Annotated in this window: 27 protein-coding genes; 14 read left to right on the top strand and 13 right to left on the bottom strand. The window is 59.9% G+C overall.

Features of this window, described 5'->3' with window-relative positions; translation table 11 throughout:
• The first annotated feature begins 35 nt into the window (after positions 1 to 35).
• Positions 36 to 2,072 (top strand): oligopeptidase A, encoded by a 2,037-nt coding sequence (gene prlC, locus D4A39_RS07815; protein WP_119917820.1) that lies wholly within the window; start codon positions 36 to 38, stop codon positions 2,070 to 2,072.
• A 56-nt stretch (positions 2,073 to 2,128) separates the two neighbouring features.
• The gene (locus D4A39_RS07810; protein WP_022985786.1) at positions 2,129 to 2,323 is read left to right on the top strand and encodes a YheV family putative zinc ribbon protein; all 195 of its coding nucleotides are present in this window, start codon (positions 2,129 to 2,131) and stop codon (positions 2,321 to 2,323) included.
• Positions 2,324 to 2,330: 7 nt separating this feature from the next.
• On the opposite strand, the gene D4A39_RS07805 is transcribed toward D4A39_RS07810, so the two are convergent.
• A complete protein-coding gene (locus D4A39_RS07805) occupies positions 2,331 to 2,918 on the bottom strand; it encodes a protein tyrosine phosphatase family protein (RefSeq protein WP_022985785.1) in 588 nt (195 codons plus the stop codon).
• 322 nt (positions 2,919 to 3,240) lie between these two features.
• Positions 3,241 to 4,017 (bottom strand): ferredoxin--NADP reductase, encoded by a 777-nt coding sequence (locus D4A39_RS07800; protein WP_119917819.1) that lies wholly within the window; start codon positions 4,015 to 4,017, stop codon positions 3,241 to 3,243.
• Positions 4,018 to 4,166: 149 nt separating this feature from the next.
• Here D4A39_RS07800 and D4A39_RS07795 point away from each other — a divergent pair, with 149 nt between their 5' ends.
• The gene (locus tag D4A39_RS07795; protein ID WP_119917818.1) at positions 4,167 to 5,051 is read left to right on the top strand and encodes a LysR family transcriptional regulator; all 885 of its coding nucleotides are present in this window, start codon (positions 4,167 to 4,169) and stop codon (positions 5,049 to 5,051) included.
• Entirely contained in the window at positions 5,030 to 5,563 is a 534-nt protein-coding gene (locus tag D4A39_RS07790; RefSeq protein WP_119917817.1) for a M23 family metallopeptidase, read from the top strand. The genes D4A39_RS07795 and D4A39_RS07790 overlap by 22 nt, the downstream gene beginning before the upstream one ends.
• Position 5,564: 1 nt before the next feature.
• On the opposite strand, the gene D4A39_RS07785 is transcribed toward D4A39_RS07790, so the two are convergent.
• A complete protein-coding gene (locus tag D4A39_RS07785) occupies positions 5,565 to 7,268 on the bottom strand; it encodes an alkyl sulfatase dimerization domain-containing protein (protein WP_119917816.1) in 1,704 nt (567 codons plus the stop codon).
• A gap of 89 nt (positions 7,269 to 7,357) precedes the next feature.
• On the opposite strand from D4A39_RS07785, the gene D4A39_RS07780 reads away from it, so the two are divergent.
• Positions 7,358 to 8,368, top strand: a complete 1,011-nt coding sequence (locus D4A39_RS07780; RefSeq protein ID WP_119917815.1) for an AraC family transcriptional regulator — start codon at positions 7,358 to 7,360, stop codon at positions 8,366 to 8,368.
• Positions 8,369 to 9,151 carry an adenosylcobinamide-GDP ribazoletransferase gene (gene cobS / locus D4A39_RS07775; protein WP_119917814.1) on the top strand — a complete coding sequence of 261 codons (783 nt, stop codon included), beginning with the start codon at positions 8,369 to 8,371 and terminating at the stop codon, positions 9,149 to 9,151.
• 238 nt (positions 9,152 to 9,389) lie between these two features.
• Here cobS and D4A39_RS07770 read toward each other — a convergent pair whose 3' ends face one another.
• Positions 9,390 to 10,181, bottom strand: coding sequence for a DUF3298 and DUF4163 domain-containing protein (locus D4A39_RS07770; RefSeq protein WP_119917813.1), 792 nt, complete (start codon positions 10,179 to 10,181; stop codon positions 9,390 to 9,392).
• 135 nt (positions 10,182 to 10,316) lie between these two features.
• On the opposite strand from D4A39_RS07770, the gene D4A39_RS07765 reads away from it, so the two are divergent.
• From D4A39_RS07765 to D4A39_RS07755, 3 genes are all read left to right on the top strand, one after another.
• Complete coding sequence (locus D4A39_RS07765; RefSeq protein ID WP_022985777.1) at positions 10,317 to 10,763, top strand: YtoQ family protein; 447 nt, start codon at positions 10,317 to 10,319, stop codon at positions 10,761 to 10,763.
• 145 nt (positions 10,764 to 10,908) lie between these two features.
• Positions 10,909 to 11,370, top strand: coding sequence for a hypothetical protein (locus tag D4A39_RS07760; protein ID WP_022985776.1), 462 nt, complete (start codon positions 10,909 to 10,911; stop codon positions 11,368 to 11,370).
• A gap of 39 nt (positions 11,371 to 11,409) precedes the next feature.
• Complete coding sequence (locus D4A39_RS07755; RefSeq protein WP_022985775.1) at positions 11,410 to 11,772, top strand: SpoIIAA family protein; 363 nt, start codon at positions 11,410 to 11,412, stop codon at positions 11,770 to 11,772.
• Between the two features lie 19 nt (positions 11,773 to 11,791).
• Here D4A39_RS07755 and D4A39_RS07750 read toward each other — a convergent pair whose 3' ends face one another.
• From D4A39_RS07750 to D4A39_RS07735, 4 genes are all read right to left on the bottom strand, one after another.
• On the bottom strand, positions 11,792 to 12,232 hold the full coding sequence (locus tag D4A39_RS07750) for an SRPBCC family protein (protein WP_119917812.1): 441 nt from the start codon (positions 12,230 to 12,232) through the stop codon (positions 11,792 to 11,794).
• 19 nt (positions 12,233 to 12,251) lie between these two features.
• Entirely contained in the window at positions 12,252 to 13,139 is an 888-nt protein-coding gene (locus D4A39_RS07745) for an NmrA/HSCARG family protein (RefSeq protein ID WP_119917811.1), read from the bottom strand.
• A 74-nt stretch (positions 13,140 to 13,213) separates the two neighbouring features.
• Complete coding sequence (locus D4A39_RS07740) at positions 13,214 to 13,444, bottom strand: hypothetical protein (protein ID WP_022985772.1); 231 nt, start codon at positions 13,442 to 13,444, stop codon at positions 13,214 to 13,216.
• Positions 13,445 to 13,536: 92 nt separating this feature from the next.
• Positions 13,537 to 14,376, bottom strand: a complete 840-nt coding sequence (locus D4A39_RS07735; protein ID WP_119917810.1) for a hypothetical protein — start codon at positions 14,374 to 14,376, stop codon at positions 13,537 to 13,539.
• Positions 14,377 to 14,526: 150 nt separating this feature from the next.
• On the opposite strand from D4A39_RS07735, the gene D4A39_RS07730 reads away from it, so the two are divergent.
• A complete protein-coding gene (locus D4A39_RS07730) occupies positions 14,527 to 15,294 on the top strand; it encodes an ABC transporter substrate-binding protein (RefSeq protein WP_022985769.1) in 768 nt (255 codons plus the stop codon).
• Between the two features lie 14 nt (positions 15,295 to 15,308).
• Here the strand turns inward: D4A39_RS07730 and recG are convergent, their stop codons facing one another.
• Positions 15,309 to 17,405, bottom strand: a complete 2,097-nt coding sequence (gene recG, locus D4A39_RS07725) for an ATP-dependent DNA helicase RecG (RefSeq protein ID WP_119917809.1) — start codon at positions 17,403 to 17,405, stop codon at positions 15,309 to 15,311.
• 95 nt (positions 17,406 to 17,500) lie between these two features.
• Positions 17,501 to 18,403: a hydrogen peroxide-inducible genes activator gene (locus tag D4A39_RS07720; protein ID WP_022985767.1), complete on the bottom strand. Its 903-nt coding sequence runs from the start codon at positions 18,401 to 18,403 to the stop codon at positions 17,501 to 17,503.
• 203 nt (positions 18,404 to 18,606) lie between these two features.
• Between D4A39_RS07720 and D4A39_RS07715 the strand changes: the two genes are divergently transcribed.
• The 4 genes from D4A39_RS07715 (at position 18,607) to D4A39_RS07700 (ending at position 22,255) form a co-directional block, all read left to right on the top strand.
• Positions 18,607 to 19,452 (top strand): NAD-dependent epimerase/dehydratase family protein, encoded by an 846-nt coding sequence (locus D4A39_RS07715; RefSeq protein ID WP_119917808.1) that lies wholly within the window; start codon positions 18,607 to 18,609, stop codon positions 19,450 to 19,452.
• A 371-nt stretch (positions 19,453 to 19,823) separates the two neighbouring features.
• The gene (purE, locus tag D4A39_RS07710) at positions 19,824 to 20,315 is read left to right on the top strand and encodes a 5-(carboxyamino)imidazole ribonucleotide mutase (RefSeq protein ID WP_022985764.1); all 492 of its coding nucleotides are present in this window, start codon (positions 19,824 to 19,826) and stop codon (positions 20,313 to 20,315) included.
• A 44-nt stretch (positions 20,316 to 20,359) separates the two neighbouring features.
• Positions 20,360 to 21,466 (top strand): 5-(carboxyamino)imidazole ribonucleotide synthase, encoded by a 1,107-nt coding sequence (locus tag D4A39_RS07705; protein WP_119917807.1) that lies wholly within the window; start codon positions 20,360 to 20,362, stop codon positions 21,464 to 21,466.
• A gap of 207 nt (positions 21,467 to 21,673) precedes the next feature.
• Positions 21,674 to 22,255, top strand: a complete 582-nt coding sequence (locus D4A39_RS07700) for a TVP38/TMEM64 family protein (RefSeq protein WP_031226621.1) — start codon at positions 21,674 to 21,676, stop codon at positions 22,253 to 22,255.
• 317 nt (positions 22,256 to 22,572) lie between these two features.
• Here D4A39_RS07700 and D4A39_RS07695 read toward each other — a convergent pair whose 3' ends face one another.
• From D4A39_RS07695 to spoT, 3 genes are all read right to left on the bottom strand, one after another.
• On the bottom strand, positions 22,573 to 22,809 hold the full coding sequence (locus D4A39_RS07695; protein ID WP_119917806.1) for a DUF2789 domain-containing protein: 237 nt from the start codon (positions 22,807 to 22,809) through the stop codon (positions 22,573 to 22,575).
• A gap of 206 nt (positions 22,810 to 23,015) precedes the next feature.
• Positions 23,016 to 23,402, bottom strand: coding sequence for a RidA family protein (locus tag D4A39_RS07690; RefSeq protein WP_102790474.1), 387 nt, complete (start codon positions 23,400 to 23,402; stop codon positions 23,016 to 23,018).
• 198 nt (positions 23,403 to 23,600) lie between these two features.
• On the bottom strand, positions 23,601 to 25,712 hold the full coding sequence (spoT, locus tag D4A39_RS07685; protein ID WP_102790475.1) for a bifunctional GTP diphosphokinase/guanosine-3',5'-bis pyrophosphate 3'-pyrophosphohydrolase: 2,112 nt from the start codon (positions 25,710 to 25,712) through the stop codon (positions 23,601 to 23,603).
• Positions 25,713 to 25,738 lie beyond the last annotated feature (26 nt).

The raw sequence follows: 25,738 nt of genomic DNA, 5'->3' as shown, positions 1-25,738 counted from the left end.
TTCAGGTTGTACAGACAACGCAGGACCGAGACCCCATGAGCAACAACAATCCGCTGATTGATTACACCGACCTTCCGCCCTTCTCCGAGATCAAGCCGGAGCATGTGCTGCCCGCTGTCGAGCAGCTGGTCGCGCAGGGGCGTGCCCGTATTGAGCAGGTGCTGGCGGCGGGACAATTTGATTACGCCAGTCTGGTGCAGGCGCTGGATGAGGAAGATGACCGTCTCGGCAAGGCCTTCGGCCCGGCCGGGCACCTCAACGCCGTTGCCCAGAATGAGGCCCTGCGTAATGCCTACAATAGTTGCCTGCCCCTGCTCAGCGAATACGGCACCGAAGTGGGACAGAACGCGGCCTTGTGCGCGGCCTATCAGTCCTTGCGCGACAGTGCGCAATGGGATTCGCTGACCGAGGCCCAGCAGAAAGATATCGACAATACCCTGCGGGATTTTCGTTTGTCCGGGGTGGATCTGCCGGAAGACAAGAAAGCCGAGTACATGGCCAATTCCAAACGGTTGTCCGAGCTCACCAGCACCTTTTCAGACAACGTGCTGGATGCCACCCAGGCCTGGAGCAAGCACGTGACCGATGAGGCCGAGCTGGAGGGGCTGCCCGAAAGCGCCCGTGCCGGGGCGGCCGATCGAGCCAACGCGGAAGGCAAGGAAGGCTGGTTGCTGACACTGGATGCGCCGGTGTTCATCGCGGTGATGAGCCACTGCAGGAACGCTGCGTTGCGAGAAGAAATGTACACCGCCTGGACCACCAAGGCGTCGGACCAGGGCCCTCATGCCGGCAAGTTCGACAATGCCGCGATCATGGATGAAATTCTGGCGCTGCGTCATCAGCAGGCCCAGCTGCTGGGGTTTGCCAACTATGGCGAAAAATCCCTGGCGACAAAAATGGCCCGCGATGTACAGGAAGTCATGACCTTCCTGGAAGACCTGGCCGAAAGGGCCAAGCCGCAGGCAGAACAGGAACTGGCTGAACTGAAAGCGTACGCCGCAGAGCAGGGGGCGGATGACCTGCAGCCCTGGGATATCGGTTTCTGGAGCGAGCGTTTGCGAGAGGAACGCTACAGTATTTCCGAAGAAGAGCTGCGTCCGTGGTTCCCGGCAGATACCGTGATTAACGGCATGTTTGCGATTGTCGGCAAACTGTTCGGCATCCAGTTCCGGGCTCGCCAGGACGTGGAAACCTGGCATGACGATGTGCGTTTCTATGAGCTGGTGGATGATGACGGCAGTGTTCGCGCGGCCTTCTATCTGGACATGTATGCCCGCACCGGCAAGCGCGGTGGCGCCTGGATGGATGATGCGCGCATTCGCCGCCGCCTGGCGGATGGATCGGTACAAACGCCGGTGGCCTACCTGACCTGTAATTTTGCACCGCCCGCGGGAGGCAAGCCGGGCCTGCTGACACACGATGAAGTGGTCACCCTGTTCCACGAATTCGGTCACGGGCTGCATCACATGCTGACCGAGCAGGATGTGTCCGGGATTTCCGGTATCAATGGTGTCGCCTGGGATGCGGTGGAACTGCCCAGCCAGTTTCTGGAAAACTGGTGCTGGACCGAAGAAGGCATTGCCCTGATTTCCGGTCACTTTGAAAGCGGTGAACCGCTGCCGAAGGAAAAACTGGAAAAAATGCTCGCCGCCAAAAATTTCCAGAGCGCCATGCAGATGGTGCGTCAGCTGGAGTTTTCGTTGTTCGACATGCGGATTCATGCCGAGTACCAGCCGGGCATGAACCTGTATGACGTGTTGAAGGATGTGCGTGAACAGGTGTCGGTGATTCAGCCGCCGGCGTTCAACCGCTTCCCCAACAGCTTTGGCCATATCTTTGCGGGCGGCTATGCGGCGGGGTATTACAGCTACAAGTGGGCGGAAGTGTTGTCTGCCGATGCCTACTCGCGCTTTGAAGAAGACGGTGAGTTTAACGAACAAACTGGCCGCGCTTTCCGCAGCGAAATTCTTGCCAAGGGCGGCAGCCGCGAACCCATGGAACTGTTCAAGGCCTTCCGAGGGCGCGAGCCCAGTGTGGAACCGCTGCTGCGTCATTCCGGTATCAACGGCTAGGGAGCCTCACCGCAGGAGCGGCGCTTGCGCCGCCCCTGTGTAAGAGAGGGAGCAACATGAAACGTCAGTTTATTGCCGGGGCCACGTGCCCGGAGTGTGGTCAGCAGGACAAGATTCAGCGCGTCATCGAAGACGATCGCCAGTGGATGGAGTGTGTGTCCTGTGGTGCCAGCAAGGACCTGGATGCCAAGCCGCCTGAAGCGACCGATGCCCTGGCCAGGCCGGTCACCCTGTTGCCGCCCAAGAAATAGTGCTTCATCAGCGGCCCGAACTCCGCTCTGTAGAACCGGTTCGTTCGATGAAGGATTTCCATTCCCCGAAAGGGGTCCAGATGCGGGCCAGGTCGGCAGCAGCCTGTTCCCTGCCCGTTCCCAGCTTCTCGATCCGGTAACGATAAAGAAAAGCCGACACGCGCATGTTGGCGGCGCAGTGTACCCACACCGGCAACGTCCCTGCTTCTTTCATGGCAAAACAGAAGCGCAGATAGTCCCATTCCGTCGGGTTTTTGAAGTCCACCGGGATATGTACGTAGCGCATGCCGAGTCGGGTGACCACGGTCGCTTCATCTTCCAGGGCATTCTCTGCGCCGTGGGGAGCAAGATTGATCACGGTGGCGAAGCCGGCTTCGGCGATGCGAGTAAACTGAGCCACCGTGGGTTGCCCGGAGCTTGATAGCGTGGAGCTGATTGGAAGGTAGTTAAATATCTGTTCCAGCCGCACGGCACGGGGCGCAGGTCGAAACAGGGTACGGGTAAAGCCCAGGCTGCTGCGCAGACTGTTGAAGCCGTTGAAGTAGCGGACATCAAACAGCTTGATCAGGGTTCTGATTTTGCCTGGCCTTGCCATGGATCGGCTTCTCTGCAGTGGCGGCGAATAGGCACAGTGTTGGGGCAGTGGTAGGTTCCAGCAATGACCAATAGTGCACCGCGTATACATAAACAGCCATTGCATGCTGCGCGCTGGAGGGTGTGATCCCCACCCCCGTTTCTTGTTTTTCTCTCTCCGGTTTACGTATCCGCAGCAGCGGGAATATCCGGGCTCTCTGACATTCTTGGCGGAAACGGTGGTGATTCGCCGACAGTCTGGCCCGTTGCAGCGGCCGGTGGCGCCAGCAAAAAGGGCCGCAATGCGGCCCTTTTTCTTGGTGTGTTGTCGTGAAGCGTACTGTCTACTTCTCCACAAACGCCCGCTCGATCACGTACTCACCCAGTTCGCCGCCACGGGTTTCCTTGAACCCCCAGTCGTCGAGGATGGCGGTGGTGTCCTTGAGCATGGCCGGGCTGCCGCACAGCATGAAGCGGTCGTTTTCCAGGCTCGGCTTGGGCAGACCCAGGTCCTCGAAGAGTTTGCCACTGGTCATCAGGTCGGTGAGGCGGCCCTGGTTGCGGAACGGCTCACGGGTGACCGTGGGGTAGTACATCAGCTTGCCTTTCAGGAATTCACCAAAGAACTCATTGTTGGGCAGTTCGTTTTCGATGGTGTCCTGGTAGGCCAGTTCGGAGACATGACGCACACCGTGGGTCAGGATCACGCGGTCGAACTGGTCGTAAATCTCCGGGTCACGGATGATGCTCATGAACGGGGCCAGGCCGGTGCCGGTGGACAGCAACCACAGGTTCTTGCCGGGCAGCAGGTGGTCTGCCACCAGGGTGCCTGTGGGCTTGCGGCTCACATAGATCTTGTCGCCCGGCTGAATTTTCTGCAGCTGTGACGTCAGTGGGCCGTCCTGCACCTTGATGCTGAAGAACTCCAGTTCTTCTTCATAGTTGGCGCTGGCAATGGAGTAGGCGCGCAGCAGCGGGCGGCCATTGTCCTGCTCCAGACCAATCATGGTGAAATGCCCGTTCTTGAAACGGAAACCCGGGTCCCGGCTGGTAGTAAAGCTGAACAGGGTATCGTTCCAGTGACGAACGCTTGTGACGGTTTCAGTATTCAGATTAGACATAGTTAAATCAGCGCTTATTCCAAAATTCCAGTTGGTGGAAATTTAATCGAAATGGATTTATCGGTAAAATGGGTTGTTCCGATATTTGATATCGACAAAATCGATATCTATTAACGATAACGATTATCATTTAATCATGGAAAGCGATCATGCGCTACACCCTCAGGCAGCTGGAAGTGTTTCTGGCCATTGCGCATTTTGAGAATGTGAGCCATGCAGCCAGCCATTTGAATATGTCCCAGTCTGCGGCGTCCGGTGCGCTCAAGGAGTTGGAAAGCCTCTACGAGGTGAAGTTTTTCGAGCGTGCCGGCAAGCGCCTCAAGCTCAATGAGCTGGGCCGCCAGTTCTGGCCACGGGCAGAGGCGCTGCTGGCCCAGGCCCGGGAACTGGAGTCGGACTTGCAGTCTCACCGGGATTTGGGGCGCTTGAATGTGGGGGCGACCCTGACGATCGGTAACTATCTGGCGGTGGCCATCATGGCCGAATACATGGCAGAGCAACCGGGCGCACGGGTACATCTGGAGGTGGCCAATACCCGCGCCATCGTCGACCGGGTGCTTACCTTCGAGCTGGATCTGGGCCTGATTGAAGGGGAGTTGAATCACCCGGATCTGGAATTGCTGCCCTGGTGTGATGATGAGTTGGTGGTGTTTTGTAGCCCGGAGCATGCGTTAGCGGGTAAGGGAGCGCTTACAGACGACGACCTCAGCGCGGCCCACTGGATTGTGCGCGAATCCGGCTCTGGCACCCGGCAGACCTTCGAGCGGGCGCTGCACGGGCTGGTGCCAGAGCTGGATCTGGCCCTGGAGCTGGAGCATACCGAGGCCATCAAACGGGCGGTGGAGGCCGGGCTGGGGATCAGCTGCCTGTCGCGGGTTTGCCTCAAGGAAGCGTTTAAACGGGGCTCGCTGGTGGAGTTGCCGGTGCCGCACCGGGACTTCAGCCGGGAGTTTTACTTTGTCCTGCACCGGCAGAAATACCGTAGCCCGGGCATTGAACGGTGGTTGGAACTATGCCGCGATTCCGTACGGTAATCCGGCGCGGCCTGTGGGGGCTGCTGGCCTTGCTGATCATTGGGCTGTTGCTGCCAGAGGGGCGGCATATTCCCGTGCAGGGGGCGGATAGCCACGATTGGCATCCGCAAACCTTCTGGTATCACCCCTGGGGGAAATCCGGGGTCCACAAGGGCGTGGATATCTTTGCCCCGGCGGGTACCCCGGTGGTCGCCAGCAGTGGCGGTCTGGTGCTGTATCGCGGTGACGTGTCCCGCGGCGGCAAGGTGGTGCTGATACTGGGGCCGAAATGGCGGCTGCATTACTACGCCCACTTGCAGAGCATTGCTGACAGTGGGGTGTGGTTGGCAGCGGGTGAGCCGGTGGGTTCGGTGGGGGACAGTGGCAATGCGGCGGGTAAGCCGCCGCACCTCCACTATTCCCTGCTCAGCCTGTTGCCGATGCCGTGGCGCCGGGATGCCGCACCGCAGGGTTGGAAGAAGATGTTCTTTCTCGACCCCATGGCACATTTCACCCTCGATCGCGACGGTTGAATCAGTCGATCTTCTCGAAGTAACCCAGCACTTTCATGGCGGACAGGGTGCTTCCGTCGATATCCAGGGCCTCGCCGGCAAGGGCGGTGGCAGGGTTCTGGATGCCGGCAGCAATGGCCTTCCAGGTGGCTTCGGTGGTGTCGAGCGTGGCGACCACATCGTCATCAATGCCGGTGTGAACCTTGGCCACGCCACGACGAATACGCAGTGTGAATTGCTTATTGCTGTCACGGAAGGCGTAACCCAGCGCTACGTTCTCGTCGAGTGTGTCTTCCGCCTTTAGCAGTGCCGGCATGGCCTGGAGGAAATTCTCGATGGGCAGGGTGGCCAGGAAGTCCTCGCTCATTTGTGTACGGAAAGCCGGATTCAACCCGTCCGCGACTTCACGGGCAACGGTGAAGTAATAGTTGCGGGCATTGGGATTGGCTTCTTTTTCACCGAGCTGGCGCAGCGCATCCGCGCGCAGGGTTTTGACGGCATCGTCATCCGGTTTGAGCAGCATCAGATGATCACTGAGATCCAGCGCCCATTGGGCATCCTGATTCGCCAATGCCTGTCGGGCTTTGTCCAGCAGGGCATCGCGGCCTCCGGCCAGCTCCGCCATGCGTCGGGCTTCTTCCTCTTCCGCCAGCGGTTGCAGTTCGCTGGGGTTACCGCTGAACCAGCCCAGGTAGCCGTCAAACACCGAGCGCACCGACCAGCTGACCTTGCCATAGAACTCCTGTAGCCAGGGGTTGCTGGCCAGGTGCTCGGGCAGGTGCACCTTTTCCACAATTTGATCCGGGGTCAGTCCCAGATTCATGTAGCGCAGGGTCTGGTCGTGAACAAAGTTGATGGCATCACTGTAGTCGGTGAGTAGCTGTGCCACCTTGTCTGCGCCGTGAACCGGGCGGGTGTGGCTGGGCACAAGGTGCTCGGCACCCAGTTCGCGAATCGTATCGAGACTGTTGGCCCACTGCTTCACGTCCCGATAATAGGTACCGCGAATGGTGTAGAGATTGGGAAAGGTCTGATAAATGTTATCGCCGGTCAGCACGGTACGCTTTTCCGGCAGCCAGACAAACAGTTGATCTTCGGTTTCACCGGGAGCGTGGACCAGTTCGATCTGCAGGCCGGCGATGTTGACGGACAGCGAGTCCTTGAAGGTGTGCGTGGGCGGCAAGGCATAGAGCTGGCTGTCCGGGGTTATGCCCAGATGGGGGCCGATACCGTCATTGATGTGTTCGCCGTGAGGCAGGTGGTTGCCAAACATGCGCATGGAACGCGCGGTGATAATCGGCCGGATCTGATTGACCACCCGGTTGATGTAATAACTGGTGCTCTCATGGGCATAGACCGGGATGTCATTTCCTTCGGCAAACGCCGCTGCGCCGAACACATGGTCGGTATGGTTATGGGTGTAGATGATGGCCTTGACGGGTTTGTCGGTGAGGGTACGGAATGCGGCGAGCACTTCACGGGCTTCTTCTTCCGTTTCCATGGTGTCGACGATGATGATGCCATCGTCCCCTTCCAGCATAATGGAATTGGCTAGCCCGTAACCGATGGCCACATAGACTCCGTCGGTGACTTTTTCGACGCCTTTTCGGAACAGGTCGCTATGGGCCTTGAGTGCCTCCGGGGCGAGCTGGGTCGTACTGGTGGGCAAGGGCTCTTCGCCGCACGCCGCCAACAGGGCGGCAAACACAACAAACAGGTAGCGCATGATGTTCTCTTGTCTTGTGGATGATCCCCGCAGGCTAGTGCCGACTCGATCGTTGGCAAAGGTTCCGGCTGGCCAGAGTGCGGTGCTTCGTGGCCACTGATTCCATGGCCTCTACCACGGTGGCCGCCTGGCCTTTGGCCGTGCTGGAAACCCTCAATGGCTATGGGGTGGACGGGGTCGCCTTGATCAGGGAGGCGGGGCTGGATCTGGATGCCTTGAAGGCCAACCCCGGTGGCCGGGTCCCCACGGCCGCCATGACCCGGTTATGGACATTGACTGCCGAACGCAGCGGCGAACCGGCGATAGGGTTGCAGGTGGGCAAAACATCGTTGCCCATGCATCTGCGAGTGATGGGGTTGCTGATTCAGACGGCGCCAACCATTGGCCATATTCTGGACGTGGCGGTGCGTTACCAGCGGTTGATTTCCACCGGCGTGATCGTGCGGTTACAGCAACGGCCGGAGGCGGTGGGGCTGGAAATCTGCTGCTTGCCGGATGTGGTTCTCCATCCCGCATCAATTGATGCCTTCGTGGCAGCGCATGTGGGTAATCTGCGACGGCTTTATCCCGAGGGCGGCGTCTCTCAGGTCACGCTGCAGCGTACTGCCCCTGCCAGCGCCGCTGCCTGGCAAGCGGTGCTGGGTTGCCCGGTGCTGTTCCAGCAGCAGGGGAATATCGTCTGGCACTCGCGGGAGTGTCTGCAGCAACCTTTGCTGCTGGGGGATGCGGGCCTGTGGCACCAGCATGAACAATTGGCCAGCAAGGAGCTGGAAGCGCTGGATGCCACCCCGCCACTGATCCTCACCCTGCAAGGGTTGTTACGGGCCCAGGGGGATGCTGTGCCCGGCCTGGCGGCACTGGCGGCGGCGGTGTCCATGAGTGAGCGTTCCTTGCGGCGGCGTCTGTCAGAGTTGGGCAGTGGTTACCGCCAGTTGGTGGATGGCTGGCGAGCCGAGCGTGCAGCACAACTGGTTCGCGGTGGCGACAGCCTGGCAGAGGTGGCGCATCGATTGGGGTTTTCTGACGCCAGCAATTTCAGTAAGGCATTTCGTCGCTGGTACGGTGTTAGCCCGGATACCTTTCGACAGCAGGATTCATGAATGACTGAGCAGCAAACGACGGCCGCAGGCCTGCGCCGGGAATGGCAGGCGTTCTGGTTGGCGATGGGCTTTCTTACCCGGATCCCGGTGCCGGTGACAGTGGATTACAGTCAGCGGTTGATGAACCAGTGCAGTGTCTATTTTCCGCTGGTAGGGCTGTTGTTGGGTGGGCTGTATGCGGGGCTCTATACGCTGCTGGCCGGGTTCTGGTCGCCGCAGGTGTGTGTGCTGCTGGTGTTGGGCTTTCACCTGTGGATTACCGGCGCCTTCCATGAAGATGGCATGGCCGATTGTGCTGATGGGCTGGGCGGTGGCTATACCGTGGCGCGGCGCCTGGAGATCATGAAGGATAGCCGGATCGGCACCTACGGGGCGGTGGCGTTGGGGGTGACACTGGCATTGAAAGTCGCCTTGCTGACCGACATGCAGCCGGTGTGGCTTGCCCTGCTGCTGGCCCCGGCCATCAGTCGCCTGACGCCGTTGTGCCTGATGCGAGCGCTGGTCTATGTCAGTGACCCGGACACCAGCAAGAGCAAGCCTGTGGCAGAAGGCTTCAGTGGCCAGCGGCTGGGGGTGGCGGTGGCCGGTGTGGCGGCGCTGGCACTGGTGGCCGGCGTAGCGTTGGAAGCACTGATGGCGGTGGTATCCGTTGTGCTGGTGTGGGGCGCCATGTTGCGTCGCAGCCTGGGCGGTTACACCGGCGATGCGCTCGGCGCCAGTGTGATTCTGTCAGAGCTGGTTTTCCTGCTGATGCTGGTGCAGGGCCAGGAAGGACGATTCTAGGGCGCCTTGCAGGTGATTCTACGCCCACAAGCGGGGCAATGAGAGTGGTAGCGGTCGTCTGACCGCGATGGCCTTGCCCGGCTTTTTTTTCGCGGTGGAACCACCGCTCCCACAGTGTGTGGCAGCCTGCAGTGAGGGCTTGCTTGCAAGCGAATCGAGCGCCAGCGAGTTCTGTCTTGAAACCTTTCGCGTGCAAGCACGCTCCCACCGGCTGGCTCTTGTCCTGAACCCGGCAAGGTCAAGGCAGATAGGTGTCTCGGATCACGCCTTCCAGTGCGTCGTAGCGCAGCGTCAGCTCCGGTTGCCCCATGGCGTAGGGCGCGATGTGGTAGACGTTATAGAGCAGCACCAGTCCCTGTTCGCTGAAGTACGCCTGGTCGGTCTGGTCAAACGGCCAGCTGTCGCGGAAGTTCTGGTCCAGTTTCTGTTGGTCCAGCCATTGAGTGTGGGCGTCACGGGCCAGTGCCCAGAAGGTGTCTTGCTGACCGGGGACGATCAGATCGTCGAGGGCGAGCCGTTGCTGGCGGGCCAGATCCCAGTGGAAAAAGGTCACGGCCGGGTTGCCGTGGGCGCCGCCGGTGTATTCATGGCTTTCGATGCGCAGGGTGAGCAGGTCGCCACGTCGGGATTCCTTGCTTAGCCTGGCGGACAGGCTCCAGCCCTGGGAGCCCATGGCCATGTCGGCGGCATCGGCCAGGAACGCCTCGGCCAGTCCTTCAATGGTTCCGTCATGGGTGGCGTTGCCTTCCTGTTGCACCAGCACGGCGGCTAGACGGTTTTCGATCGCCTGGTTCAGCTCGGGCTGGTCTTCGAAGGTGATCCATTCGATGCTGACGCGAGCGCAATGCTCACCATCGCACTGAGGGTCGGTACGGTCCAGGTTGTGCAGTACCCGCACCAGTTGGCCGGGAGAATTCGCGGCGGTAGAGGGGCTTGCCGTGTCGCCTGTGGAGGTCGGCGAGGGGTCGTTATTGCTGTCACATCCTGCCAGCAGTATTACACCTAGCAAGAACACAATTGTCATACGCATGGGACACCCTTCATTCCTACCCGAAAAACTGCAGGCATTTAACGGCAGCCAACGGTCGGGTTCAAGGGGCGTTTTTGCAACCCGGCTCCGCTGTCACTATGCTGCCACGCACTGAAACCCAAGGGAGACACCGCTATGAGCTTCTGGACTGTTTATCTTTCCGGCGAAATTCATACCGACTGGCGTGAGCGTATCATTCAGGGCTGTGCTGACAAGGAGCTGGATATCGAATTCAGCAGTCCGGTGACGGATCATGAAGCCAGTGACAAGGTTGGGGTGAATATCCTGGGCGCCGAAGAGAAGCGTTTCTGGGAAGACCGGTTGGGCGCAGGTATCAACGGTATCCGCACCCGCAAACTGATTGATGAAGCGGACCTGGTGGTAGTGCGCTTTGGGCCCAAGTACAAGCAGTGGAATGCGGCGTTTGATGCAGGCTACACCGCCGCCTTGGGCACCCCGATGATTATCCTGCATGACGAAGAGCATGATCACCCCCTCAAGGAAGTGGACGCCGCGGCGGATGCGGTGGCCCGCACACCCGAGCAGGTCGTGGAGATGCTTGCCTACATCCTTAACGCCTGATCGTTCGCCTTTCTGTTGCCCCCCGCAGGCCGGTGTCTGTGGGGTGTTGCACCGGGTAATTAACCTGGTTTTGCAAATTCCCGGGAGTCATCTTCGCCTTTTGTCTGTCACAGTGAAGACAAGCGAAGAATCAAGGAGAGCTCCCATGACCCACAAAATCCTGGCCGCTGCCACCCTGATGCTGGTGACGACCGCCGCTGCCTGGGCGGACAGTACCGAAGGTGTGCCCAACATCAAGACGCCGGAACCGGAGAAAGTGGAAGTCCAGATGGAAGAGTCCATGGAGGACATCCGCGAGTATTCTGTTGAGCAGAAAAACGAAGCCATGCAGGTGGCTCGCCATGCGCTGGATGAACTGCAACAGCAGATGACCCTGCTGCAGGCGGATATCGACAGCCGGTGGCAGGAACTTTCCCAGGATGCCAGACTGCAAAAGCAGGAAGCCCTGTCGGCATTGAAGCAGGAACAGAAAGAGCTGGAAACCCGCTATCAGTCCATGCAGGAAGCCGGCAAGGAAAACTGGGATGCAGCCAAACAGCAATTCCAGGAAAGCTGGGCGGCGGCCAAACAAAACTGGCGGGCCCTGACGGCAGGTAACGAATCCTGATGGGACGATAGCTACGACAGTGACACAGGGGAGGCACGTATGCTGACGCTGATTCCCTTCGACGATAGCCGGGTGGTAGGTGCGCGGATTTCCGGAAAAATTACCCGCCCGGAATTCGAAACGGTGGCTGCCGCACTGGAGACGGCGCTGGAAAAACACGACAAGGTGCGCTTTTACGCAGAAATGGAAACCTTTGGTGGTGTGGCTATGGATGCCCTGTTTGAAGACTTGAAGTTTGGTCTTCGCCACTGGAGGCAGTTTGAGCGCGAGGCCGTGGTCACCGACTCAGACTGGCTGCGCCGGCTGGGCGTGTTGGCCGACAAGCTGCTGCCGGGCATCGATGTTCAGGTGTTTCCCCGCGACCAGCTGGACGCAGCCAAACTCTGGATCTGTGAGGGCTGAATCAGGCGCCCCATGAGGGTTACTCGCTGTCCAGCAAGCCGGCCAGGTGTGACAGGCAAAAACGGTACATTTGCTCGGCGCCCTGGCGGGCTTTCTCTACCTTGTCTGCCGGGGCGTTGTTGCCGGCCCGAAAATCGGCCTGCCAAGTCACCTTGCAACCACCACCGGCGGCGCCCAGTACCGTGAGCGTGGCGACAAAGTCGGCACTGGCGCTGACCCCCGGGGCCTTGAGGATACGGTAGGAAAACTGCCGTGCATCGTCGTCATACCCCACCAGTTCCTCCACCACCTCACCTCCGTTGGCCGTGGCCACGGTGCGGATCGCGCCGACGCCTTCCCCTTCTACAGTGCAGCCGGTAACGCCGGGCAACCAGCTCTGCAGATCGGCAAAATCGTGGATGCGCTGCCACACGGTGTTGGCGCTCTGCGGGTAGCAGTGTTCAGCATGAATGGCGGGCATGGTGGTCTCCGTAATGAATTCAGGCCGGGGTATTAAGGCGCTGGCGCAGGAAAGATTCGAACGAGGTCAGGAACGGGAATTGCTGTTGCAGTGGCGCCAGCGGGAAGCGCCAGCGTACCTCGTTATTCCAGACATATTGCCGTGCGGCTTCTGCGTTACTCAGGCGCAGGGCCCATAACGGGATCTTGATCGGCAGCGGTCGCTTGCCGGTTACATGGCGGTAGATCGCTTTCATGTCCGCCACGGTCAGCACATCACTGGCCAGGTCCAGTTTCTGGCCAAGCCAGGTCTCTGGCGCGGCGAAAATCGCCGCGCTGACGCGGGCAATGTCTTCCACGGTCACCATGTGAAACGGCACATCCTTGTTCAGGCAGCCGTCCAGGGTGGCCAGCACCAGGGCCGGGTTTATGGCTTTTTTGCCCTTGTTGCCCATCACCGGTTCGAAAAAGTTCTCCATAAAGAACACTTCGCGGAGCATGGTGAAGGGGAGTGACAGGGATTCGATGTGCTGCTCGATTTCCCACTTGCTGGCGAAGTGCAGCACGTTGCCGGCTTCTTCGCAGCCGGCGACGGACGTTTGCAGGAAATGTTGTACACCGGCGGCGGCTGCGGCATCGGCCAGGCGCTTGCCCTGCTCGATCTCGCGGTCATAACCCACACCCTTTTCCCAGAAATTCTGCACGGCGAAGACGCCATAACAGTCCTTGCAAGCCAGCTGCAGGGAAACGCTGTCGTCGAGATCACCGGCCACCACTTCCACGCCCCGGTGGTAGAGCGCACGGGCGGAGGGCTTGTCCGGGTTGCGGGTGAGCGCGCGAACGGCAAAACCCTGCTCCAGCAGCAGGGGAATGAGCGCGCCACCCTGGGCGCCGGTGGCACCGGTGACGAGAATGCGTTTGTTGGCCATAAAGGGTCCTGCTCAGAACTTGTCGGTTCTGAGCAGGATAGCGTGAGCGTGCCGGACAACAATGACGAAAACCGTCAGCAAGTTGATGAAAGTCGCCGCCAGCGGCCCATAACGCACGAAGGGCCTTTCGGCCCTTCGATATCGTCGCTGTGCAGGGGAGCCTGCCAGTCATCGAATTCGTCCAGAGCCTGACGCCAGTCCAGTCGCGGGCGCAGTTGTTCGCGGGGTGCCTGATGGGCACCCCCCTTGCGCATCAATGGGTCCATTGCCGCCCAGTTGCGCAGGGGTTTCGGGCCTTTGGCCATGGGGAGTACCTCCTGAAGATGAATGAAGCCCGCCAGCCAGTCTGGCGAGGGCGCGCGATCATACGCTTGCCCCGCCCCCCGTGCCAGCGAAATCAGTGTGTCCAGGACAGGTAAAAATGTGCCCCGCTTAAACGGTTGTCGTAGCGGAATTTGTAGTCGGAGGTGGTTTCGGTAACGACCAGACTATCAGTGGCCAGGCCGATACCTGCCCCGAGCCCTTTCCACAACCGGTATTCCATGCCCACTTCAATATCGGTAAACATGCCGCGCCAGTCGTCGTACTCCAGATAGAACCCCTCGCCACGCAGGTACCAATAAAGTTTGGGGTTAACCTGATAATTAAGGCCAAAGCCCAGGGTGGGTAGCGGAAGGGTGGTTGCGGCGTTTTCTGTGCGCTGGCTTGACGGGGTCCCCAGGGGGGTGTTGAGCACATCCAGATCGATAGCGAAGCGGGAGACATGCAACCCGGCCCCTGCCATGAGCTCCACCTTGTCGTTGTGGTAAAAAGACCAGTAGTAACTGGCTTTGGATATATCATATTGCAGTGAACTGCTTACCCGGCTTCCTGCGGAAATGGTGATATCGTCTCCATCCGGGTTTACCCATTCCACATCGGATTCAAGGTGGCGCGTTGCACTGGAGTCTACTTTGTACCAGGACAGCACCACCTGGGATTTGGGGCTGAACCGGTAACGACCATTTACCTTGAAAACGGTGTTTTCCAGATCCAGGCCAAGGGTGTCGGCCGGCCGTAGTGCGGCGCCGGCGCCTGCATTGCGGCTGACCAGTGAAAGGGTGGTGTCTGCGCGAAACACGTGGTACCCCCCGGCGGTAATGGAGAATTTTTCGTCACCGGTCAGGTTGTCCGCCAGGGCGTTGACGGAAATCAGCAGGGACGCAAGTGTCACAATGGGGCTGAGGCTGGTGCGCATGAACAAATTCCTTTTGGCGGGCTCCGGTCCCGACATCCTGAACGAGAATGGCCGCGATGGGCAGGAAAAGGTTCAAATAATTGCATCGCTCGCACTCTCGAATGAGTACGATGATTACAGTTAACAGGTATCTGGCGTTAAGGAGTGTGCATGGGAATCTTACGACGATTGTGGCTGGTGGTATGGGTGGTGCTGGCAGGGTGCGCCAGTACCCATGAGACTCCGGGGAATCCGCTCAGGGTAGGAGTGATGGCCGATTATCCACCTATCGTTTTTTACCAGGAGGGTGAGCTGGCGGGACTGGAAGTGGATTTTGCCCATCAGCTCGGTGATGCGTTGGGTCGGCCGGTCCAGTTTATGGAGTATGACTTTTCCGGCTTGTTTGATGCTCTGGACCGTGGCGACATTGATTTGATCATGTCGGGTATTTCAATTACGGAAGAGCGACAACGTGATTACCTGTTCAGTTTGCCTTATACGTATATCGGTCAGATGGCCGTGGTCAGACTGGAGGACGCAGCCAAACTGGCGGCCCCGGGTGTACTACTCAGGGGCGGTTTTCGTATCGGGTTCAAGAACGGCACCACCGGGGAAGCGCTGGTCAATGCCCGTAGTGTTAATGGCGTCGGGTTTGATAGCAATGACGAGGCCATGATGGCGTTGTTGAATGGTGGCGTGGATGCCTACGTACATGATGCGCCGACAGTCTGGAATCTGGCGAACCGTCGTGAATATCAGGGAACGTTATTAGGGCTCTACAAGCCGCTTACGGAAGAGCCGTTGGCCTGGGTGTTGCGTCAGGACAATGTGCAATTGAAGAAAGAAGTGGATGACGTGCTGACCTTATGGATGAACAACGGTGAGCTGATGCGCTTGAAGCACAAGTGGATGCCAGTGAAAATTCTGGCGGGGGAATAGGCGCGTGCTTGCCATCAAATATCCGCGTAATCCTGGCCGCCCTTGAGCCAGCGCCGCAGGAGTGGGTCGACCAGCGAGGGGCACTCCTGCAGTAGCCGGTCAGCCACGTTGCGGGCCGGTTCCATCAACGCTTCGTCACGCACCAGATCGGCAATCCGGAACGCCAGGTCACCGGTCTGGCGGGTGCCCAGCCACTCGCCGGGACCTCGCAGTTTCAAATCTTCTTCAGCAATCACGAAGCCATCGGTGGTGTCACGCATGACCGCCAGGCGTTGTTTGCCGGTCAGCGATAGCGGGCTCTTGTAGAGCAGAAGGCAGTAACTCTGTTCGCCCCCCCGGCCTACCCGGCCCCGTAGCTGGTGCAGTTGTGCCAGTCCCAGCCGTTCGGCATTTTCCATCACCATCAGGGTAGCGTTGGGCACATCCACGCCGACCTCGATCACGGTGGTGGCGATCAGTAACTGGGCCTGGCCGGAGGAGAAGCGCGCCATGCGTTCCGCCTTTTCCTTGGCCTTCATGCGTCCGTGCACCAGTTCCACGGTCAGGTCAGGCAGCGCCGCCTGTAATTCCTCGTAGGTGGCCTCCGCGGCCTGGGCTTGCAGTTCTTCGGATTCCTCGATCAGGGTGCAAACCCAATACGCTTGTGTGCCGGCCTGACAGGCATCATTGATGCGTTCAATTACCTGGGGGCGACGCCCTTCCGGCAGCACCAGCGTATCGATGGGTTTGCGCCCCGGCGGCATTTCGTCGATCACCGATGTATCCAGATCCCCGTACACACTCATGGCCAGGGTGCGGGGGATGGGTGTGGCCGTGAGTACCAGCTGATGGGGCACCTGTACCCCGTGGCGGGTCTCGAAGCGGCCTTTTTCCCGCAGGGCAAGACGCTGCTGGACGCCGAAGCGATGCTGTTCATCAATGATGGTCAGGCCCAGGCGATGAAACTGTACGGCATCCTGAAACAGGGCATGGGTGCCGACCACGATATTGGCGCTGCCATCGGCCAGGGCGGCGTTGGTCTCGCGGCGTGCCTTTGCCCCCAGGCTGCCGGCCAGCCAGTGCACCTCGATGCCCAGCGGCGAGAGCCACTGGCGGAAGTTGTCACGGTGCTGTTCGGCCAGCAGTTCGGTGGGGGCCATCAGTGCCACCTGGTAGCCGGCCTCAATGGCGGCCAGTGCGGCGGCGGCGGCCACCAGTGTCTTGCCGGAGCCCACGTCCCCTTGCACCAGCCGTAACATGGGATGAGGCTGTCCCATGTCTTTCATTAGTTCGGCGATGACCCGTTGTTGCGCCCCGGTCAGAGCGAAGGGCAGGCTGGCTTGCAAGCGATCGAACAGGGTGGTGCCGGTGAGCCGGGGGGCATGAAAGGCTTTCTGCCCGGCCCGTTTTTGCAGCATGCCGAGTTGGTGGGCCACCATCTCTTCCATCACCAGGCGCTGCACTGCCGGGTGCTGGCCTTCCAGCAGCAGATTGACCGGGTCATCCGGGCGCGGGTTGTGCAGCTTGGTCAAGGCGTCGGTGAGGCTGGGCAGGCCGCTCTGATCCAGCAGGGTGGAAGGAATCAGCTCGCGGGGCGGGTGTGCCTGCAAATACGCCAGAGCCTGGGTGGTGAGGTTGCGCAGGGTTTTCTGGCTGACGCCATCGGTGGTGGGATATACCGGTGTCAGCGCTTTTTCCAGCGGCGGTAGCGGCTGGTGGCCATGGGCGATCTGGTATTCGGGGTGATAGAACTCCAGGCCGGCGGCTCCCGGGCGGGGTTCGCCGTATACCCGGATCGGCCGACCCCGTTCCAGGTTGTTCTTCTGTGCGGCAGTAAAGTGATAAAAACGCAGCGTGACCATGCCGGTGCCGTCTGCCACCTTGCAGAGCAGGGAGCGGCGGCGGCCGAAGACCACATCGGCGGCCATGACTTCCCCTTCAATGACCACCCCGGTTTCCGGTCGCAGGCTGCCAATGGGGGTAATGCGGGTGCGGTCCTCGTAGCGAAAGGGCAGATGGAAGAGCAGGTCTTCCAGATTGTGCAGCCCCAGCTTGGTCAGTTTCTCGGCCGCAGCCGGTCCCACGCCCTTGAGGCGATTCAGTGGGAGGCTGGAGAGAGAATCACTGGCCATCAATAATGCGTTCCGTCAGCGAGTTGCGAGGAGCGAGTGTCGAAAGGCAAAACCGCTTTTGCACTTCGTCACCCGTCACTCGTGTGTCGACACGTTTACCCCGACAGTCCTTCCTTGGGCACGGCCTGGCGCAGTACCTCGATGGCCTTGGGACGCGGGAAGCTGTCACGCCAGACCAGCGCAATGGTTCGTGACGGGACCGGCTCCTCGAAGGGACGAACGGTAAAGGTGTCTTTGTCATAGCCGTGCTGATAGAGCGCGGAGTTGGGCAACACCGTGACCCCGAGACCGCCGGCCACCATGTGGCGCAGGGTTTCCAGGGAGCCACCTTCGATCTGCACCAGGTTTTTCTGGCTTTGAGAATCGATGGCCGGGCACAGCTCCAGCACCTGGTCCCGGAAACAATGGCCTTCGCCCAGCAGCAGCAGGGTTTCGTTAAGCAGCTGTTCCGGGGCGATTTTCTTTTGCGAGGACCAGGCGTGGTCCTTGGGCAGCAATACCGAGAACGACTCTTCGTACATGCGTGCCCGCACCAGACCACCACCGGAGAACGGCAGCGCCACAATGATGGCATCCAGCTCGCCGTGTTCCAGTTTACGACGCAATACGTGGGTGTAGTTTTCCTCGATAAACAGAGGCATGTCCGGGGCCGCCTTGCGTACTCGAGGCACCATGGCCGGGAACAGATAGGGGGCGACAGTAAAAATGGCGCCAACACGCAGGGGGGAACCCAGTTGGTCACGCTGACTCAGGGCCATTTGCGACAGCAGGTCGGCTTGCTCCAGTACCCGCTGTGCCTGGGTGACGATGGGCTCCGCCTGCGGGGTCACCACCACTTCTCGGGGACGGCGCTCGAACAGGGGCATGCCGAGCTGTTCTTCCAGCTTCTTGATGGCGGCACTGAGGGTTGGCTGGCTGACGTTACAGGCCTGGGCGGCGTGGCCGAAATGGCGTTCACGGGCCAGGGCGACTAGATAGCGAAGTTCTGTTAATGTCATGGTGTCGATATGTTTAGTCGATGATGGCCCATTGTGCACCTCGTAGAACCTCGATGCTAGAGGGTCGGGCAGTTAACAGTTAACAGTGAATAGTTAACAGCTCGCGGAGCGGGTGTGGTACCAGATTTTGGGCTGTTGTGCCGCGGTTGCAGAATGTCGTGCGGCCAGCGGTTGTTAAACACGCGTTTTTAATTTGGAGCGATATGTCTCATATCCTGATTGCGGGTCTCGGGGATCTGGGCTCGGGGCTGGCGCAAGTGTTGTTGGCCGAGGGGCATCGGGTCAGTGCCATCCGCCGCGGGCAGCAGTGTCCGGCAGGGGTGGAGTTGTATAGCCAGGATCTCACTGAGGGCGCGGCCATGTTGCCGCCGGATCAGGTGGATCTGCTGGTGATCATCATGACGCCGTCCGAGTACAGCGAAGCGGGTTACCTGAAGGCGTTCGTGCGGGCGCCGCTGACCTTGCTGGATGCCCTGGCCCAACAACAACCCCTGCCGCCAGTGGTGTTTGTGTCCAGCAGTGCCGTCTTCGGTGAACTGGCCGGCGAGGTGGATGAGCTAACGTCGCCCAGGCCGTCCCGCTATAACGGCAAGGTATTGCTGGCCGCGGAAGAGGAAATCAGCGCCCGCAGCATGGCCACGGTGGTACGCTTCACCGGTATCTATGGGCCTGGCCGCTATCGCCAGATCGACAAGGCGGCGCGGTTGGCCAGGGGCGAAGAGGCCCTGCCGGCGTCTCAGTGGACTAACCGTATCCACCGCGATGACTGCGTGGGCCTGCTGCACTGTGTGGTGAGCGGCTGGCTGGAGGGGCAGGAGATGCCGCCGCTGGTGGTGGGTACGGACTCGGTGGGTGGCCGTAATCTGGATGTGTTGCAGTGGTTGGCACAGCAGCAAGGGCTAAGCCTGGAGGTTCCCGGCGATACGCGCGACGCCCCCCCCGCCGGCAAACAGGTTAGAAGTCGGTATATCTCTCAAGGTCACTACACCCTCAAGTATCCCGGTTACCGTGAAGGGTATGCACGGGTGCTGGCGGACCGGGATAGTTGAAAGTTCAAAAGGGGCAGGTGGTGTCCCCCTCTGTGGGAGCCGGCCTGCCGGCGATTTTGAGCTTTCCGGCCTGAATCGCTTGCAGGCAAGCTCCCACAGGATGGGCAATCTGGCTGTTGGCTGCATGCCGGGCCCACGTTTTAACGTTCACCTTGTTCCCTTGAACGGCTCTTGAAGCGCATTTCCGGCGTTTTCACGCTAAAATCGCCCTCCTGTCGGGCAATGACGGTTTCGTTGGTCATTTTTTCGCCGTCAGACTTGCCTCCGGCGCTGGCATTAGTAAAGTGTGCGCCTCAAATTTTATCCGTGGCGGTGCCAGACCCTCCTGATGCGCCGCAAAGGCCCGTGGTGGGCGCAATGGAGAGATGTGCATGAGTACACCGGTTGCCGTGGTAATGGGCTCCCAATCCGATTGGGAAACCATGAAAGAAGCCTGTGACGCCCTGACCCAGTTCGGTGTTGGCTGGAAAGCCGAGGTGGTCTCTGCCCACCGCACCCCCCAGCGCATGTACGACTTCGCCAAAAGTGCCCACGAAAACGGCTACAAGGTCATCATCGCCGGTGCCGGTGGTGCGGCTCACCTGCCGGGCATGATCGCCGCCCTGACCCCGCTGCCAGTGCTCGGTGTGCCGGTGAAAAGCCGGACCCTGTCTGGCTGGGACAGCCTGTTGTCCATCGTGCAGATGCCCAAGGGCGTGGCGGTGGGTACCTTGGCGATCGGCGCGGCCGGGGCCTGGAATGCCGGGCTGCTGGCGTCGCAGATGCTGGCAGCGGAGAATCCAGAGCTGCTGAACAAGATTGCTGAATGGAAAGCCTCGCGTGCTGACGAGGTGCTGGCCAACGCGGAGCTGGGCCAGGGCTAGGCCCGACCCTCAATTCGCCCCTGCTTGTGACTAACGGATCTGCTATGAATCGCGTACTCGTTCTTGGTGGTGGCCAGCTTGGCCTGATGATGGCGGAGGCCGCAGCCCGGCTGGGGCTGGTGGTGGACCGTTACGATCCGGAGCGAGCGCTGCTGCTGCCAGGCACCTCTGATCTGGCGGTACCGGTCAGCTGGGAAGAATGCCAGGAGCGTTACCCGGTGATTACCGTGGAGCGCGAAGCGTTTCCGGAAGAGGGCCTGTCGGCGGATCTGGCCAGAAGCGACCGCTGCGTGGCCCGCGGTGCCCTGCAGGTGATCCCGGATCGCTTCACCCAGAAATCCATGCTCGACAAGCTGGGCATCCCCACCGCGCCCTGGGTCACCCTGGACAAGGCAGAGGATCTGCAGGCGGCTGTCGCGCAGTTTGGCGGTGTGGTGGTGAAAGCCCGCACCGGCGGCTATGACGGTCGTGGCACCTGGATTGTGGGCGAAGGGGGTGATCTCTCTTCCGTGCCTGCGGCAGAGCTGGCCGGCAAAGCCATCATCGAGCAAAAGATTCCCTTCCGCCGTGAACTGTCCATCGTGGGGGCGCGCAGTATTAGCGGCGAAACCCTGTTCTACCCGCTGACCCGCAACTGGCATGTGGACGGTATCCTGCGCCTGAGTCTGGCACCAGCCAATGCCTGTAGCGATCTGCAGAAGCCAGCGGAACAGATGCTCAAGGGCATCATGGAAGAACTGGATTACGCCGGTGTCATGGCGGTGGAGTTCTTCGAAGTGGATGGCCAGTTGATGGTCAACGAAATTGCCCCGCGGGTCCACAACTCCGGTCACTGGACTCACGAAGGCGCGGACTGGTCCCAGTTCGACCTGCACGTCCACGCCCTGGCCGGAGTGCCGCTGCACGCGCTCAACGTCCATGGCCCCTCTGCCATGGTTAACCTGATCGGCACGCCTTTCGAAAGCGCCTGGTTGCAACACCCGGGTGTGGTGCACTGGTACGGAAAGAGCGTGCGACCGGGCCGCAAGGTGGGCCATGCCAACCTGGTGGCGGATACTCTGGAAGGGTTACGAAAGGGCCTGGATGCCTGGGCCGACGTGCTTCCGGAAGGCTATCAGGCGGTCCTGGATTCCGAGCTGGGGCTGGGCTGATCGCCTGGCTTTTGCCTTGCGGCAGCTGGCTCAACACTTTAATCGCTTGCAGGCAAGCTCCCACAGGGGGCAGGTTGCCCTGCCTGTAGGCGACGGGGGCTGACTGAGAGGCGCTGTCAGTGACAGGGTCATGCTGCCTTCACATTCTCTCCCGTGGCCAATGGGGTACACTCACGGCTGACTGCAATCAGGATGCTTGTCGTGCCCATGTCACTCTCTTCACTCACGCTCACGCGCTATCGTCGATTGATCATGCTCGTCATGATCGTGGCACTGGTGCTGATCACGGTTGAGCTTAGCGGCCTGCGGGAGCAGATGTCGGTATCCTTTCTGCGTGCCCAGCTTGAAGCCAATCCGGTCACGGGTGTGCTCGCCTTTGTGCTGGTGTTTGTGATCGGTAACCTGATTCAGCTGCCCGGCTGGATTTTCCTTGTGGCGGCGATCCTTGCGCTGGGTACCGTGATGGGGGGGCTGGTTACCTATCTGGCGGCGGTTACGTCATGCCTGGTCACCTTCACGCTGGTGCGTGGGCTGGGTGGTAATGCCCTGAGAGAAATCAACAATCCCTGGGCGAAGAGTATTCTGGCCCGGCTGGATACCCACCCGATTCGCAGCGTGGCACTGCTGCGGATCCTGCTTCAGACCATGCCCGCGTTGAATTACACCCTGGGGCTCAGCGGTGTGCCTCTGCGCCCCTATCTTGTCGGTACCCTGATTGGGTTACCGATACCTATTGCGTTGTACTGCCTGTTTTTCGACAGAGTTCTATTGTTGCTGCCGATCGGGTAGATACAAGCTTCAAGTTTCAAGCTGCAACGCGAATTGAGGCTGTGCCACACAAAACAAGACAGTGCTCGCGCACCCACTTCGGGGCTGCCTCTGTAGGAGCTTGCCTGCAAGCGATCCGAGCGATAGCGAGGTTTGCAGTTGAGTTGCGAGTGTTTTGCCTTTCGAAACCCGCTACTCATCACTCGTTTCTGGAATCTTTACCTTCGCCAAGGCTCCGATCGCTTGCAGGCAAGCTCCCACAGCGGGGATGCTTTTGAAAGCTCAAAGCTCAAAGCTCAAAGCTCAAAGCTCAAAGCTCAAAGCTCAAAGCTGCCCCTTCAATGTCTTAACAGGGCGCTGAGCGAGTCCACCACTTCTGCCCAATCCGCATCTTCGCGCACGGCCTCTGCCAGGAATTTCGACTGGGAGGGGTTCCAGAATGGGGCTTGATGAAGGTGCATGCTGTCAGCCAGCTGCCCACCATGTTGGTGAATGAACTCTTCGATATCGTCATCACTGTTGGCCAGGCCAAGCTGGGCAAACAGGGTGTTCAGGTCATGGGTGGCGGTATCCATATCGCTCTCCCTTGCTTGATGTGATTACGCTTTGATGCCGCTGCTGCGGACTCCTGTCCTTGGCATTGCGTTATTGATATTGCGCTTTTTCAACGGAGCTGTCCCCCCTGCGTTGGTCTTAATGGAGGAACGCCGTTCATCCTGTGGGCCGAAAACAACAACGCCCGCGCGAAGCGGGCGTTTACTCCGGTGTGTGCGGGTAAGGCTCAGGCGATATCCATGATCCCGTCCATTTCCACCTGGGCGCCCTTGGGCAGCGCGGCGACGCCGATGGCGGCTCGGGCTGGGTAGGGCTGCTTGAAGTGGCGTGCCATGACTTCGTTCACCAGGGCGAAGTGGCTCAGATCAGTGAGGAAGATATTCAGTTTCACGATGTCCTGCAGGTTGCCACCAGCGGCTTCGCAGACTGCCGTCAGGTTGCTGAAGACCTGCTCGATCTGCGCTTCCATGTCACCTTCCACCAGCTCCATGGTGTCCGGAACCAGGGGAATCTGGCCAGACAGATAAACGGTAGAGCCGGCCTTGATGGCCTGGGAGTAGGTGCCAATGGCTTGCGGTGCCTTGTCGGTGCTGATGACGGAATGGTTAGACATGATGCGTTCTTCGTCGGTTGAGCCCCGGCCATGGCCGTCAGGCGAAATAAGGAAGCGGCTATGCTGGCATGCCGCCCGCCGGCACGCAATACCGCCCACATCCCTGCTGTGGGGAGCTTGCCTGCAAGCGATTTGCTGTATTGGATGTATGACATCGCTTGCAGGCAAGCTCCCACAGGGGCACAGGATTCAGCGACCTCAAAGGCGATGAATTCGGACGATGCTGTCCAGGGTTCTAAGTTTCTTGATGATGCGGGCCAGGTGGATACGGTCTTTCACCGTCATGGACACGTTCAGTGTGGTGAGGGTGGGGTCTTTTTCTGCCATGTCGATGGTGTCGATATTGGAGCCCAGTTCGGACACGCTGTTGGCCAGAGTGGCAAGTACCCCCCGTTTGTTGATCAGCTCGATGCGCAGCGCCGCGGTGAATTCCTGCTCCACGTCCTTGTCCCAGCTCAGCGCAATGCATTTTTCCGGGGCGTTACGCATTTCGGCCAGCAGGTTCTTGCAGGTGTCGCGGTGGACCACGATGCCCCGGCCTGCACTGAGGTGGCCGATAATGGTGTCGCCGGGCAGTGGATAACAGCACTTGGCATAGCTGACCATCAAGCCTTCGCTGCCGCGGATTGCGAGAGGGCGGCGATCGTCTTCATGCTGGCGTTCGTCATCGTCGCGGGCGCCCGCCAGCTTGCGGGCCACCAGCGGTGCCAGTCGGTTACCGATACCGATATCTTCCAGCAGGTCGTCCAGCTCCACATAGCCGTTGCCGGCCAGTTCGCTGACCACCCGTTCGATGGGCAGATCATCCAGGCCCATGTCGTAGCTGTGCAGGGCTTTTTCCAGTAGTCGCTGCCCCAGCTCCACGGCATCTTCGCGTTGTTGGTGCTTCAGGAAGTGGCGAATGTTGGTGCGCGCCTTGCCGGTGACGACAAAGTTGAGCCAGGCCGGGTTGGGGGTGGCATTGGGGGCGGTGATGATCTTGACGGTCTGCCCCGATTCCAGTGGCGTGGACAGCGCGGCGAGCTTGCCGTCGATACGGGCCGCCACGCACTTGTTGCCCACCTTGGTGTGCACGGCGTAGGCAAAATCCACCGCGGTGGCCCCGCCGGGCAGCTCCTTGATGTCCCCCTTGGGGGTGAATATATAGGCTTCGTCCGGGAACAGGTCCACCTTCACATTCTCGATAAACTCCATGGAGTTACCGGTCTTCTGCTGCAGTTCCAGCAGGCGCTGCATCCAGCTCTGGGTGCGGCTGTGGGTGGGCGTGCCCGGTTCGCCGTCGGACTTGTACAGCCAGTGGGCGGCGATGCCGTTGTTGGCCATGGCCTCCATTTCCTCGGTGCGGATCTGCATTTCCAGCGGAATGCCGGAGCGCGCCTTGAGGGTGGTGTGCAGGCTCTGATAGCCATTGGCCTTGGGGATGGCGATGTAATCCTTGAAGCGACCGGGGATCGGCGTGAAGTAATTGTGCACCGCCCCCAGTACCCGGTAGCAGGTGTCTACCCGGTCGACGATGATGCGGAAACCGAACACATCCATGATGTCCGCGAACGGTTTGTGCTGTTCTTTCATCTTCGAATAGATGCTGAACAGGTGCTTCTCGCGACCCAGGACCCGGGCTTCGATGCCTTCTTCTTCCAGGCAGTGCTCGAGGCTGGTCTTGATGGTGGTGAGGATTTCCTTGCGATTGCCACGGGCCTTCTTCACCGCCTGGCCAATCAGCTTGGCGCGCATGGGGTGAATGGCATGGAACGCCAGGTCCTCGTACTCCACGCGCATGTTGTACATGCCCAGCCGGAAGGCGATGGGGGCGTAGATTTCCAGGGTTTCTGTGGCGATACGGCGGCGTTTTTCAGCACGCATGACATGCAGGGTGCGCATGTTGTGCAGACGATCGGCCAGCTTGATCAGAATGACCCGGATATCCCGGGTCATGGCCAGCATCATCTTGCGCAGGTTTTCCGCTTGCTGTTCGGCCTTCGATTCGAACTTGATCTGGGCAATCTTGGAGACGCCATCGACCAGCTCGGCCACTTCTTCGCTGAATTCCTCGGCCAGTTGTTCCTTGCTGATGCCGGTATCTTCGATCACATCGTGCAGCATGGCCGCCATGAGCGAGGCATGGTCCATGTGCATGTCCGTGAGAATGTTGGCCACGGCCAGAGGGTGGGTGATGTAAGGGTCCCCGGTGCGCCGGTACTGGCCTTCATGGGCCTGCTCGGCGAAATGGTAAGCGCGTACGACCTGGGCGATCTGCTCGTCGTCCAGATAACTGCGTAACCGTTTTTCCAGGTTATGAATCGTGGGCAAAAGGCCTCGTCACGCCCTTGGCGAGT

The organism is Alcanivorax profundi, assembly GCF_003597125.1.
GTDB classification, from domain to species: domain Bacteria; phylum Pseudomonadota; class Gammaproteobacteria; order Pseudomonadales; family Alcanivoracaceae; genus Alcanivorax; species Alcanivorax profundi.
This window is presented reverse-complemented; position numbering and strand designations above follow the sequence as displayed.